Genomic DNA, 13835 nt, shown 5'->3' on the forward strand with positions numbered 1-13835 from the left:
GCGTATTGCGGTGAGGCGCATATACGCAGGAGTCAAAAAAAAGTATGACTATTACGAAAGATTTTAATGAATAGGCTGTCGTGGCCTTTAAACGCACTTTTTGGCCCGATTTACGGCTTCCGCAAAGGCTCATGTAATGGCCTGCTAGCCCCAATAACGCCCGTTTGCAGAGCAAGCCTTGCTAGTGGACCACGCTGTAAGGCACCGAAGCCAAAGCCTTCTTCTCGGCGGGTAATTCTACCCCCAATAGGTCGTGCACACTTACGCGAATTTTATTGGAGAGCTGGGTGATAGGCAGGTCGTTACTGTCGTATCCGAAGGGGTTTTCGATTTCGTTGCCTATCATTTCCAGGCCCAACATGGCGTAGGCGCCTATCATGGTGATGGGCACCATCCACCAGTCGCAGGATTCCACCAACACCAGCGGCATTATCATGATGAAAATGGTAATGTAGCACTTTATAAAGAAGCTGTAGGAATACGGGATAGGCGTGGCCTTGATGCGTTCGCACGTTCCGTTCACGGCCATCATGGCCAGGTAGTGCTGCTTGATGTTGACGAGGTGAATGGGGTCGAAAATCTGAACCTGCCGCAGCTGCTCCACGCTTTCCATGAGCACGGCAATGATGGTGGAGGCCACATTCTCGGCTTTTTGCAGGCGCTCGATGATGTCGGGCGTCGCCTCCATTTTATCAAAGCGCACCTTGTTGCGAAGGCTGCCTTCTACGGCAATGGGGAAGTTGGAGATGAGAGCGGCAAAGTAGCGGCGGCTCGACTTGGCCTCGCGGGGCAGCAGCGCATTCATTTCCATGGCAAGCCCGCGGCACTGTGACACCAGGATGCCCCACACCTTTCGGCCTTCGTAGTACCGGTCGTAAGCCGTGTTCGTGCGAAACACGAGGAGCAAGCTGAGCAAAATGCCCAGAATGGACAGGTATTCGCGCCCAATTTTAATATTAAGGGTATGAAAATCAATGCTTACAACGGCCACTGCAGAGCCGTATAGGCCCACTAGTGCTACGCGCTTCAGAAGCAACCGGATAACGGCCGAAGTCTGGAAATGACGCAGGGCGCGCCACCAGTCTCCGCCTTGGTACACTATCATGTGATATATAGTAGAATTTTATTCCTTCAACGAAAAAATATTAACGGAGGTTGAGGCTACCAAAGCGCAACAATGCCTTGGCCCATTCGCTGGGTTCAGGGCTGCTCATAGGTCGTGCCACTTTCGGGCGGTGCGGTGCTTTTTCTAATCCATTTTGCTAGCCAAGTAATACAATTTCCTAGCTAACTCACCTATGAATTAGCAGCTTGCACTAATTTGCTTTAATTGTGATTTTTTTAACTAAATTTTAACCTTGTGTCAAAATTCTCTAGAAATCTTTTGTCAGGCGCATCCAGGCTTTAAAGAAACCTGCAAAAACAGGGGTTGCCTTTGAGCCCATAGCAACCTGAAAAGCTCGACCGTTCAGCTACCAGAATCTGTAGTGTGGGCAGACAGCAGCGCGCAAGCCTAGAGCCGCAAATCGGTTAGTTCGGCGGCGGCCGGTTTTCTTTGCAGTTCACTTACGCTCGGCATGGAACTACTCAAGCATTTTTTCGACATCATTCTGCACCTCGACGTGCACCTTAAACTCCTGGTGAACGAATACGGCAGCCTCACCTACCTTATTCTATTCCTCATCATCTTCACCGAGACAGGCGTTATCATATTCCCCTTCCTGCCCGGCGACTCGCTGCTATTTGTGGCCGGCACGCTGGCGGCCCAGCCCAACTTGCAAACCGGCGAGCCCCTGCTCAACGTCGTGATACTGATTCCGCTGCTGATGGCGGCGGCCTTTATCGGCGACAACCTCAACTACTTTGTGGGCGATTACCTTGGGCCCCGCGTGTTCCGAGAAAATTATAAGTTTCTGAACCGCAAGTACCTCGACCAAACCCAGGACTTCTATGCCAAGCACGGAGGTAAGACCATCATCATGGCGCGCTTTGTGCCCATTGTTCGCACGTTTGCGCCCTTTGTGGCCGGGGTGGGCACCATGACGTACCGCTTCTTTGTGACATACAGCATTGCGGGTGCGGCCCTGTGGGTGATTTCGCTGACGCTAGCGGGCTACTTTTTTGGCAACATTGCCTGGGTGCAGAAGAACTTCACGCTGGTTATCTACGCCATCATCCTCATCTCGATACTGCCGCCCCTGTGGTCGTATTTGAAAAGCAAGTTCAGCCCCCAGCCCGCTGCTGGCGGCCAGTAAAGCTTGCAGCTACATGCATCTGTGGCTGGCCAGCACAGGTAGCTGAGCAGCGGCTGAAATTGTAATATGTTAGTCAAACCGCCCCACCATTGCTTTGTTGGGGCGGTTTTTTTGTGTTATTTTGGGGCTGTTTTCTTCTATCAAAGCATTATCGCATGCGTCAGTTTGGGCTCATTGGCCGTACCCTCAGCCACTCGTTTTCGCAGACCTTCTTCACGCAGAAGTTCTACTCGCTGCAGCTGACCGAGCACCAATACGACCTGTTTGAGTTGGCAAAAATTGGAGAGTTGCCAGACCTGGTGGCGGCGCACCCCAATCTGGTGGGCCTGAACGTGACGGTGCCCTACAAAGAGCAGGTGGTGCCCTACTTAGATAAGCTGGCGCCCTCGGCCAGCCGCGTGGGCGCTGTGAATGTGATTGAGTTTGATGCCGAGGGCCTGCTGGTGGGCCACAACACCGACTACATCGGCTTTCGGGATTCGCTGCGCACGTTCTGCCCGTTGCGCGGCGAGGAGGCCCGCGCGCTGATACTGGGCAACGGCGGCGCTGCCAAAGCCGTGGAAGTAGCCCTGCTCGACCTAGGCATTCCCTACTGGAACGTGACGCGCCACCCCCTGGGCCCCGGTCTGACCTACGACGACGTGACCCCGGAGATACTAGCCGCCCATCCGCTCATTATCAACACCACGCCGCTGGGCACCTTTCCGCTCACCGACGAATGCCCCCGCCTGCCCTACCCGTCACTCACTGAACACCACTACCTCTACGACCTGGTGTATAACCCCATGGAAACGCTTTTCATGCTGAAGGGCAAAGAGGCCGGAGCGCAAGTAAAGAATGGGTTTGAGATGCTGTGCCTGCAGGCCGAAGCAGCCTGGGACATCTGGAATAAGCATTTTGCTTGATGCACTCTAGTACAGATATAAAGAGAAAGACCCGCCAGCACGCTGACGGGTCTTTCTGTGAATTGGCTGAAGCTTACATACGACTACTTAACCGCCAGCTTCTTGGCAATTTCTGCTGTGTGCTTACCTTGGAAGCGCGCGCCTTCCAGCTCGTTTTCGCTGGGCATGCGCTCGCCCTGGCCGCCGGCCACGGTGCTGGCGCCGTAGGGCGTGCCGCCAGTCACTTCCTCATGGCCCATCTGCCCCTGCCAGGCGTAGGGCAGGCCCACAATCACGAAGCCGTGGTGCAGCAGTTCGGTATGGAAGGCGCGAATGGTGGTTTCCTGGCCGCCGTGCTGGGTGGCGGTGCTCACGAAGGCGCCGCCTACTTTGCCCACTAGCGCGCCTTTGGCCCACAGACCGCCGGTGCTGTCCATGTAGGCTTGCATCTGGCCGCACAAGTTGCCGTAGCGCGTGGGGGTGCCGAAGATGATGGCGTCGTACTCAGTTAGCTCGTCGGGGGTTGCCACGGGCAGGTGCGAGAAAGCTTTTTGGGCTTCGGTGGCGCCAATCTGGTCCAGCAAGGACTGGGGCAGGGTTTCGGGCACCCGCTTAATTACTACTTCGTTGCCATCGACTTGGCGGGCACCTTCGGCAATGGCTTCGGCCAATTTCCAGATGTGACCATAGGTGGAATAAAACAGCACAAGAGTCTTCATAAAAAAGGAAAAAGGGTTGGGAAATAAAAACGGTTAGTAGAAAGATTGCAGAGGGGCGCTTGATAAAAGCCGAACCAGATGCGCAAATGCATGTAGGTACATAGGTCATACTGCATGCGGGGCCAAATGGTTGTCAACCGTGCCGATAATATCTTCAGCGTTCAGTTTTTAGAAGGGTCACAATTTTCGAATGTTCAGCATGTTTAGGAACCGCTTGCAACCTTTCGGAGCCAACCGGCATCCAAGAGCAGCAGGCCGCCTCCGGGCCGGGCTGCACCCCGCTTTGATTCGCCTTTCTACGCTGCAGAAAATGACCTTCTCTATCACTTCACCCGCCGGCAGGGGCTACCGGTTTTCGGCATGAGCACCGCGGTTACCTGGTTCGCGTTTGGCGCCGACGATGTGCTGCCGGACCAAACGCCCGCGGCGCCACGCCTCACGGCCAGCCGCAGCGCGGCCGCAACCGGCCCGCCCACCGAAGCCGAGCTGATTGACGGCTGCCTGCGCGGCCGGCAGCTGGCCCAAAAGCTCTTGTACGACAAATACGCGGGCAAAATGATGGCCGTATGCCTACGCTACGCCCAGACCACCTTCGAGGCCGAGGACGTGTTGCAAGAAGGGTTCATCACGGTGTTTCGGACGCTGGCCAGCTTTCGCCGCGAGTGCCCGCTCGAATTCTGGATTCGCCGTATTATGATTAACGCGGCCCTCCGGCAACACCGCCGCAATGCCTCGCTGGTAGCAGTGAGCGACGGCGAGTACCCCCAGAGCTTGGCCAGCGAAGAGTTTACCCTTAGCAATTACAATTTCCAGGAGCTATTGGAGATGGTGCAGGAGCTGGCTCCGCGCTACCGCATGGTCTTCAACCTATACGCTATCGAAGGCTACAACCACAAAGAAATCGGAGAATTATTAGGTATCACCGAGGGCACGAGCAAATCGCAATATTCCCGGGCCCGGGTCATCTTACAAACTAAACTGGAACGCCTCGGCACTCCAACCCGCCATGTCAGCTAATCCTATCGAAGAGAACTCTACGCCTAAACCCACCGGCAGCTTAGAGGACCTATTTCGCCACCACTTGGGCGAAGAGGCCGCCGTGCCGCCGCGGCCCATGCTCTGGGACCAGATTGATAACTCCCTGCTGGTTCGCCAGAACGAAACCTACCGCCGTCGGCTGGCTGCCACACGCTGGGTAGCGGCGGCGAGCCTGCTGCTGGCCACCCTGGCCGGCACCGGCTGGTGGGCCCACCGCGCCGGCGACATGGCCAACCCGGAAGTGGCCACTGCTACGCGCGCGACGACTCCCAACGACAGCACCTCAGCTCGCTTTGGCCGCCCGGCAAACAGCCCCGGTGGCTCAAGCCCTGCATCGGACGCGTTGGTAGCTGCCTCGGGCAGCACCTCCCTGAACCCTTCCCTTAGCGATGCCGACGCAATGCGTCGCAACGCAGCGGCTGGTTCTTCCACGGCAGCGTCGGGGGTAGCAGCCAACTCGGCAAGGCGTAGCACGGGATTTGGTCCTGCATCAACGGGCCAGAACTTGGCCACTAGCCGCGACGCTAACAGCGCGGCAAATGGCTTGGGTGCTGGTAATACAAACACTACCAGCGCTGCAAGCACCAAAACCAGCCTTGCCGCCAATCAGTCCTTGGCCGCACGCTCAACACAAACTGCCACCACCGACGACACTGTCCTAAACAGCGCCGCTACTGGCGAAAACGTTGCAATGGCGGCAACTCCTGCAGCCACCGGAGCAGCTGTTGCTAGCGGCACAACAACCACCGGCGCCGCCGCGACGGCCACGCCCGGCGCAGCGTCATTCGCGCAAGCTGCTTCTACCGTGGCGCCCGAGCAGGTGAGCCTACTCGCCGCGAACTCCGCTGCGCTGAGCTTGCCTGAGGCCGCAGCCCTTCCTAATGGTTTGACTTCTTTGTCTATTGCCGAAATCGAGCCAGTACTCGCAGCTCAGAAATGGCACTACGGCGGCAGCTACACCGTGGGCGCATTCAACCCCAACATCAATTTCTCGCGCACTGGCATCGAGCCGCAGCACGACTACAACCCCGCCCTAGGCGCCGACTCCCCGGCTCTAACCGAGGCCGCTGCGGCTCAGTACCGCGAGAACCTGCGCCCCGGCCTTAGCCATCGCATTGCGCTGGTAGCCAAGCGTCACTTGGCCGGCCATTGGTCGTTGAGCACCGGTGCCGAATTCACCCAAGCCACTGCCAAGTCGGCTTCCTCTTCGGCTTTTATCGGCGAGCAGCTTATTGACCTGGGCCAATTCACCAATGGGGCCATGCGTACCACGGACTTTCGCTATCGCATGGCGGGCATTCCCGTCGAGCTGAGTTATAGCAACCCCGCGAAGCGCGGCTGGAGCATCTACGGCCGCATTGGCGGCGTGGTAAGTGCCCTGCTCGGGGTTCGCAGTGAAGTAGATGGCTTGCCCGAAGCTACCCGCACCTACTCGTTGGCTTCGACCGGTATGCCCTACCGGCGCCTGCTGGGCAGCGTGCGCGGCGCGGCCGGCGCGCAATACCGCACCGGCAACTGGGGCTTCATGCTCGGGCCAACAGCCGAGCTGGGCCTCGTGCCCCTGAATGCTCATCCAGTTCAGAGCTTCATGGCGCAGAGCCGTCCTTACAGCTTCGGGCTGGAAGCTGGCGTGGAGTTCGGTCGATAGTTCAATTGCCTCAGCAAGACAAACTCCCCTCCTTAGCTAAGGAGGGGAGTTTTCGCGTAGCGAAAACGGGGGTGGTTGGAGTCGTTGAACGATGATAGAACAACTCGTGGCAGAATCGTTCGGGTTTCGTTCAACGAGTGCAACCACCCCAGCTGGAGCTTCGCACCAGCGTCCCCTCCTTGGCTAAGGATGGGAGCTTGATGTTCTGCCTCCCATTTCACTTCCGACGAAACCCAAAAACCTGGTTTGTGGTTAAGTTAGGCTGACCTTTTCGGCCTACCTTTCCCGTTGCATGGAGTACCAACTTACCTCTGAATTTAAGCCGACCGGCGACCAGCCCACGGCCATTGCCAAGCTCGTAGAAGGCGTAAACAACGGCGAGCACGCCCAGGTGCTGCTCGGGGCCACCGGCACGGGCAAAACCTTCACCATGGCCAACGTAATTGCCCAAACCGGCAAGCCCGCCCTGGTACTTTGCCACAACAAAACGCTGGCCGCGCAGCTCTACGGCGAATTCAAGGCGTTTTTTCCGAACAATGCCGTCGAGTACTACATCAGTTACTACGACTATTACCAGCCGGAAGCCTACATCGCCAGCACCGACGTCTTCATCGAAAAGGACTTGGCCATCAACCAGGAAATCGAGAAGCTGCGGCTCCACACCACCTCTACCCTACTCAGCGGGCGGCGCGACATCATTGTAATTGCCTCGGTGTCGTGCATCTACGGCATCGGCAACCCCGAGGAATTCGCTAAAAACGTCATTTTCCTCAAGCCCGGCATGCGCTATACGCGCAATAACCTGCTTTATCAGTTTGTGCAGATTCTGTACTCGCGCACCGAGGTAGAATTCACCCGCGGCACCTTCCGGGTGAAGGGCGACACGGTGGACGTGTTTCCGGCTTACGCCGACCATGCCTTCCGCATCTATTTCTTCGGCGATGAAATTGAGTCGGTGCACAAGATTGACCCGGTGAGCGGCAAGAAGCTCAGCGACGAAGCCAACGGCGTGGCCCTGTACCCCGCTAACCTGTTCGTGACCGGTAAGGAAACCCTAAACTCAGCCATCAAGCAGATTCAGGATGATATGGTGCTCCAGCACGCCTACTTCGAAAAGGAAGGCCGCGACTCGGAAGCCAAGCGCATTATGGAGCGCACGGAGTTTGACCTGGAGATGATTCGGGAGCTGGGCTACTGCTCGGGCATCGAGAACTACTCGCGCTACTTTGATGGGCGCACGCCGGGCTCGCGGCCGTTCTGCCTGCTCGATTATTTCCCCGACGATTACCTCCTGGTGGTAGACGAAAGCCACGCCACCATGCCCCAAATTCGGGCCATGTGGGGCGGCGACCGCAGCCGCAAAACGGCGCTTATCGAGTACGGTTTCCGCCTGCCCTCGGCCCTCGACAACCGGCCACTGACCTTCAACGAGTTCGAAAGCATGTACCGGCAGGCCGTGTTCGTGTCGGCCACGCCCTCGGACTACGAGCTGGAGCAGAGCGGCGGCATCATCGTGGAGCAAATCATCCGCCCCACGGGCCTGCTCGACCCCGAAATAGACATTCGCCCCAGCATCAACCAGATTGACGACCTGCTGGACGAAGTGGACGAGCGGGTGAAGCAAGGCGACCGCGTGCTCGTGACCACCCTCACCAAGCGCATGGCCGAGGAACTGAGCAAATACATGGACCGCCTGGGCATCAAGGTGGAATACGTGCACTCCGACGTGAAGACGCTGGACCGCGTGGAAATTCTGCGCAAGCTGCGCCTGGGCGAAATCGACGTACTTATTGGCGTGAACCTGTTGCGCGAAGGCCTCGATTTGCCCGAAGTAAGCCTCGTGGCCATCCTTGATGCTGACAAGGAAGGCTTCCTGCGCGACCAGCGCAGCCTGATTCAGACCATGGGCCGCGCCGCGCGAAACGACAAGGGCAAGGTGATTATGTACGCCGACCGCATCACGGGTTCCATGCAGCGGGCCATCGACGAAACGAACCGGCGCCGCGCCACCCAGGCCGCCTACAACGAGCTACACGGCATCACGCCGCGCACCGTACGCAAGAGCCACTCCGAAATCATGGGCCAAACGGCCTTGTCGGACTACCGCATTGTGGAAACTCAGGGATATGCCGGCCCCGACGGCGATGGCACCGCCCTGGCCCTGGCTGCCGAACCGGTGGTAGCCATGATGACGCGCCCCGAGTTGGAAAAGCTCATTAAGACCACCGAGAAGCAGATGGAAGCCGCTGCCAAGGAGCTCGACTTCCTGCAAGCCGCCAAGCTGCGCGACGAACTGGCCGCGCTGAAAACCATGCTCAAGGGCAAGCGGGAATAGGCATTTGGCATAATATTAGGAAAAGGGTTAATGACGCAGCCGTCTTGCGTTATTAACCCTTTTTCCTGTTTTCACTATGAGATACTGGCTACTTATTACAGGTCTGCTGATGGGCCGGATGGCCGCAGCACAGACGGTGCCCGTGCCCGTACCGATGCCCCTTCCCGCAACCAACTTGCAGTCGACGGTAAATACCACAACGCTTAAGGATACACCGGGAGTGCGCTATCAATATCAGGCGGTATACCCTGATACATATTGTGTTTGGCTTGCGCCCGCTTGGCGTGGGCAAACTAAGCTGGAGCCCAAACGCTACATGTTCAATACTAACTACCGAGGCGAACTGGAAGGCATGCTAATGCAAACCATCAATGAGCTTTCCGCCGATGGATGGGAGTTTGTTGAAATCCGCACGGAATCGAGAACAACCGGAGCAACACAGACAATCGAGAAAGAAGCGCAATCAATCGGCGCTAACAACCCCGTCTACAAGGCCACTACGTCTTTTCATACCTCTTCTGAGACACGATACCTTTTTCGCAAAGCCCTAGTAAATTAGTGCGCGCTGGGCAACCCCGACGCGGGTCCCTGCATCGACTGATTCGCACCTTTATTCTGCTTTTGCTATGAAAAACTTTTTCCTAACTGCGGTTTTAGCTGCTGTCTCGCTCACCTCCTGCATGGCGCAGGACAAAGTGAAGCAACCGCGCCAGCTCAGTGGCTTTGAGGTCGTCAGCTCCAGCGGCGGCATCGACGTAGTGCTCCGACAGGGCTCCAACACCACCGTGGTTGTAGAGGCTTCGCCCGAAGCACAAAAACACCTAGTTACCAAAGTGGAGGGTAAAACGCTGAAGATTGGCTGGGAATCCAATTATTCCTGGCGCAATCTCCTGAGCAATGGTCGCAAGGCGAACGTTTACATTACTCTCCCGAGGCTCACGGGCCTGTCCCTGAGTGGTGGGGCAGATGCCACGGGCGAATCAAATTTTAGCGCCGACAATTTCCGGATTGATGCCAGCGGCGGCAGCGACATAAAGCTGAGCATCACCGCCAAAACCCTCTCCGTGCAGGCCTCGGGCGGCAGCGACGTCAACCTCACCGGTCGTGTCGAGCGCCAGAAAGTGGACGTCAGCGGCGGCTCCGATTACAACGGGTTCGCTCTGCAAAGCACGACGGCCACCATCAGCGCCAGCGGCGGCTCCGATGCCAAGGTATCGGTCGATGGCGAGATTTCCTCAGATGCATCGGGTGGCAGCGATGTGCGCTACAAAGGCGACGCCCGGGTGGCCAGCTCCAACAGCAGCGGTGGCGGCAGCGTGCGCCGCGTGAAGTAGCGTTGTTGTTTAGTTGTCAGTTGCTAGTTGTCGGTTGTTAGCATTCTACTATAGTAGACTGATAACTAACAACCGACAATTAAAAAATCAAGGCTGCTTGTAGAGCACGCCACCCTTCATCACAAGCTGCACCTGGCGCACGGCGAGGACGTCCTGCGTGGGGTCGCCGGTCACGGCTACTAGGTCGGCCAGCAGACCGGGGCGAATGCGGCCGCGGTCGGCCAGATGAAATACCTGGGCGTTGCCGCTGGTGGCTTGGCGCAGCACTTGTAGCGGGCTGAGGCCGTGGTCTTGAACGAGCTGCTCCATTTCGCGGGCATTGTCGCCGTGGGCAAACACGCCCACATCGCCGCCCATCACCAGCGTGACGCCGGCTTTTAGGGCGGCTTGCACGCTTTGGGCTTTTTGCTGGATGCGTGGCGGCACGGGGTCCTGGCCCTTTTTCCAGCCGCGGTACTGGGAAATGGCGTCGCCGGCAGCCACCGTGGGGCACAATGCCACGCCGCGCTGCTTCATCAGCTTGAATATTTCGGGCGTGCCGTCATCGCCGTGCTCGATGGTTTCGACGCCGGCCAGCGTGGCGCGCTGCATGCCCTCGGGTGTGCTGGCGTGGGCCACCACGCCGCGGCCGGCGGCGCGGGCAGTCTGTACAATCAGCGTGAGTTCTTCCTGCGAAAACGTGGGGGCGGCCGTACCATTCAGGCCCCAGCGGTAGTCGGCGTAAACTTTGATAATGTCGGCACCCTTGCCGATTTGCTCGCGCACGGCGCGCACGATGCCATCGACGCCGTCGGCCTCCTGGGCGCCCTGGGGCACGTCGATATCGGTGGCGAGCTTGGGGCCGTAGCTGCCGGTAGCTACCAGGGCCCGAGTAGCTATCAATAGCCGAGGACCGGGAATAATGCCCTTGTCAATGGCTTGCTTCAGGCCAACATCGGTGTAGCCGGCGCCTTCCGTGCCCAAATCGCGGGCGGTGGTGAAACCGGCCAGCAGCGTGCGCTGGGCATGCACCGTGGCCCGCGCCACGCGCAGGGCCTGGGACTCAAGCAGCACCTGGTCGTTCCAGGGCGTTTCGTTGTACGGGTGCAGCAGTAGGTGCGAATGGCCTTCGATGAGGCCCGGCATGAGGGTGAGGCCCGGCAACTCCAAGGTCCGGGCCCCGGCGGGTGGCGTGACTTTGCCAGCCGGCCCAGCTGCCGTGATTTTATCGTTTTCGACTACTACCACCCAGCCCGGATGCAGGTCCTGGCCGTCGAATACAGCGGCGGGCCTAAGCAAAGTAGCGGGCGTGGCGGCTGGCTGAGCGCGCAGTACGCCCGCGCAAAAAAGCAGGAGCACACTCCATCCAAAACGAAGAAAAAGACCTCGTTCCCGGCGCACAATATGAAACAATAAAGCCGCAGCGGCCCGGCAATCAGTTGACATAAGCACTGGGGATGAAGAAAACTCGAGCGACGGGACGAAGCTACTGGATTGAGCGGGGCTTAGCCATGTACCCTTGGGTTAAAAACCCGAGCGTATCTGTAATATTGGGCACTCCCGGATGTTTTGTCGGCCACGTTGCGTGGCGCTCCGAGGTGCACCCCGCCCCATGCCGAACACTACCATTCGCTCCATCGAGATTTTTAAGTTGTTCCTGCCGCTGAAAGAACCCTTTGTCATCTCTCTGGGTCCCATCAACCAAGTGCAGAATGTGGTGATTCGAATTCGCACGGCCGATGGCTGCACCGGCTACGGCGAATGCAGCCCCTACCTCACCATCAACGGCGAGAGCATCGACACTTGCTATGTGGTGGCGCAATACCTGGCCCCTGCCCTGCTCGGGCACGACGCCCTGGACATTGCCGGCGCGGTGGCCATCATGAACCGCATTATCTACGCCAACAACAGCATCAAAAGCGCCTTCGATATCGCCCTGCACGACGTGGCCGCGCAGCAGGCCGGCCTGCCGCTGTACGCTTTTTTAGGCGGGCAGCGCAACAAGATACTCACCACCGACATGACCGTGAGCCTCGGCCCCGTGGAGAAAATGCAGGCCGATGCCGTCCTGTTTCAGCAGTTGGGGTTTCCGGCCATTAAAGTAAAGTTGGGCGAAACCCTGGAAGCCGACGTAGCGCGCATCCGGGCCATTCGCGAAGGCATCGGGCCCACGCACCCGCTGCGCATCGATGCCAACCAGGGCTGGCACACGGCCGATGCGGCCCTTGCGGTATTGCATGCCCTGGCTCCCTACAACATTGACCACTGCGAAGAGCCCATTGCCCGCCACGCGTTCATGGACCTGGCGCGGGTTTCGGCCGCCTCGCCCATTTCCATCATGGCCGATGAAACCTGCGGCGACGAACACGACGCCGCTCGCCTGATTCAGCTCGGCGCGTGCACGCAGTTCAATATCAAGCTGGGCAAGTCGGGCGGCCTGCACCGGGCCCGCAAGATTGTGGACCTGGGCGCCGCCGCGAGCATAGTGCTGCAGGTGGGCGGATTCATGGAATCGCGCCTGGGCATGACCGCCGCCGCGCACCTAGCCCTGAGTAGCAGCGCCATCCAGCACTGCGATTTTGACACGCCCCTGATGTACACCGAAGACCCCGTGGTGGGTGGCATTCGCTACCTGGCCAATGGCGTGGTTGACGTTCCCGATACTCCTGGCCTGGGCGCCGCTATCGATGAGGCGTATTTACGGCACGCCGAGAAACGTGAGTTCACCAGGTAATAAGGAAACAGCTTATTTCAACCAACATCATGAGTTAGTTAAATCCAGTTTGCATGTAAAAAGCGTAGGGTAACATTCAGTTTTTGAGCAGCTCACCAATTAAGCGGCATCCTCCCAAAGACTGCTTTTCGTAGCACGCCACTGCTGTTTTCACCCCCATGCTTCCCTCTGCAAAACTGACCTGCCTGCTCGTCGACGACAACGAGATGAACCGGCTGACCCTCGAACATCTCATCGAGCTAACCCCCGAGCTAGAACTGGTAGCGTCCTTCACCAACGCTGTGGATTGCCTGGAATTTTTCCGCCAGGGCGGACAGGTTGACCTGGCTTTTCTGGACATCGAAATGCCTCTGCTCTCGGGCCTAGACCTGGTGCGCATCATGCCAGAGCCTCAGCCCGACATTGTGCTCGTTACCTCGCACCGCGACTTTGCCCTCGATGCCTTCGAGCTGCGCGTGACCGATTATGTAGTGAAGCCCCTTGAATTTCCGCGCTTTCTACAGGCCGTGCAGCGGGTAATCAAAAACCGCCAAGCTCCGGCCGCTGCTCCCCAGGCCGCGGCGGCTTCCTTCGCTCACGACCAGCACTTCTTCGTAAAAGTGAACAAGAAAATGGTGCGGGTTAACTACGAAGAGCTCCTGTACATCGAAGCCCTCTCCGACTACTCCGTGCTGGTACTCGACAAGCAGAAACTAATTGTTTACACTACCCTAAAAAACCTGGAGGAGCGGCTTCCCACCAACCAGTTTGCGCGGGTGCACCGCTCCTACATTGTCAATACCCGCCGCATCGATGTGGTAGAAGACCACATGCTGATTTTTGGCAAGCACGAAGTACCCGTGAGCAAGTCGTACCAAGAAGGTTTTTACCGCCGCCTGCGCGGGGTGTAAGCGCGTCGCCGCAGCGGTA

Annotated in this window: 12 protein-coding genes; 9 read left to right on the plus strand and 3 right to left on the minus strand. The window is 58.1% G+C overall.

The features are described from left to right. Nucleotides 1-181 precede the first annotated feature (181 nt). The gene (locus tag BMZ66_RS07225; protein WP_092670607.1) at nt 182-1105 is read right to left on the minus strand and encodes a bestrophin family protein; all 924 of its coding nucleotides are present in this window, start codon (nt 1103-1105) and stop codon (nt 182-184) included. Between the two features lie 472 nt (nt 1106-1577). Here BMZ66_RS07225 and BMZ66_RS07230 point away from each other — a divergent pair, with 472 nt between their 5' ends. After that, nucleotides 1578-2255, plus strand: coding sequence for a DedA family protein (locus tag BMZ66_RS07230; protein WP_092670609.1), 678 nt, complete (start codon nt 1578-1580; stop codon nt 2253-2255). Nucleotides 2256-2410: 155 nt separating this feature from the next. Next, nucleotides 2411-3160 (plus strand): shikimate dehydrogenase family protein, encoded by a 750-nt coding sequence (locus tag BMZ66_RS07235; protein ID WP_092670611.1) that lies wholly within the window; start codon nt 2411-2413, stop codon nt 3158-3160. A gap of 83 nt (nt 3161-3243) precedes the next feature. Here BMZ66_RS07235 and wrbA read toward each other — a convergent pair whose 3' ends face one another. Continuing rightward, nucleotides 3244-3858, minus strand: coding sequence for an NAD(P)H:quinone oxidoreductase (gene wrbA / locus BMZ66_RS07240; protein WP_092670613.1), 615 nt, complete (start codon nt 3856-3858; stop codon nt 3244-3246). Between the two features lie 360 nt (nt 3859-4218). Here wrbA and BMZ66_RS07245 point away from each other — a divergent pair, with 360 nt between their 5' ends. The 5 genes from BMZ66_RS07245 (at nt 4219) to BMZ66_RS07265 (ending at nt 10213) form a co-directional block, all read left to right on the plus strand. Continuing rightward, complete coding sequence (locus tag BMZ66_RS07245) at nt 4219-4875, plus strand: RNA polymerase sigma factor (protein ID WP_092670615.1); 657 nt, start codon at nt 4219-4221, stop codon at nt 4873-4875. Next, nucleotides 4865-6544: a hypothetical protein gene (locus tag BMZ66_RS07250; RefSeq protein WP_143080090.1), complete on the plus strand. Its 1680-nt coding sequence runs from the start codon at nt 4865-4867 to the stop codon at nt 6542-6544. Before BMZ66_RS07245 ends, BMZ66_RS07250 begins: the two co-directional genes overlap by 11 nt. Before the next feature lie 292 nt (nt 6545-6836). Next, nucleotides 6837-8879 (plus strand): excinuclease ABC subunit UvrB, encoded by a 2043-nt coding sequence (uvrB, locus tag BMZ66_RS07255; RefSeq protein ID WP_092670619.1) that lies wholly within the window; start codon nt 6837-6839, stop codon nt 8877-8879. A 76-nt stretch (nt 8880-8955) separates the two neighbouring features. Then, the gene (locus tag BMZ66_RS07260; RefSeq protein WP_092670621.1) at nt 8956-9438 is read left to right on the plus strand and encodes a hypothetical protein; all 483 of its coding nucleotides are present in this window, start codon (nt 8956-8958) and stop codon (nt 9436-9438) included. A gap of 67 nt (nt 9439-9505) precedes the next feature. Then, entirely contained in the window at nt 9506-10213 is a 708-nt protein-coding gene (locus tag BMZ66_RS07265) for a head GIN domain-containing protein (RefSeq protein ID WP_092670623.1), read from the plus strand. Between the two features lie 87 nt (nt 10214-10300). On the opposite strand, the gene BMZ66_RS07270 is transcribed toward BMZ66_RS07265, so the two are convergent. Further along, the gene (locus tag BMZ66_RS07270) at nt 10301-11551 is read right to left on the minus strand and encodes a metal-dependent hydrolase family protein (RefSeq protein WP_234795014.1); all 1251 of its coding nucleotides are present in this window, start codon (nt 11549-11551) and stop codon (nt 10301-10303) included. 253 nt (nt 11552-11804) lie between these two features. Here BMZ66_RS07270 and BMZ66_RS07275 point away from each other — a divergent pair, with 253 nt between their 5' ends. Further along, nucleotides 11805-12926 carry a mandelate racemase/muconate lactonizing enzyme family protein gene (locus BMZ66_RS07275; RefSeq protein WP_092670627.1) on the plus strand — a complete coding sequence of 374 codons (1122 nt, stop codon included), beginning with the start codon at nt 11805-11807 and terminating at the stop codon, nt 12924-12926. Between the two features lie 158 nt (nt 12927-13084). Next, entirely contained in the window at nt 13085-13816 is a 732-nt protein-coding gene (locus tag BMZ66_RS07280) for a LytR/AlgR family response regulator transcription factor (RefSeq protein ID WP_092670629.1), read from the plus strand. Nucleotides 13817-13835 lie beyond the last annotated feature (19 nt).

It is taken from the genome of Hymenobacter arizonensis (assembly GCF_900115775.1).
In the GTDB taxonomy this organism is placed as follows: domain Bacteria; phylum Bacteroidota; class Bacteroidia; order Cytophagales; family Hymenobacteraceae; genus Hymenobacter; species Hymenobacter arizonensis.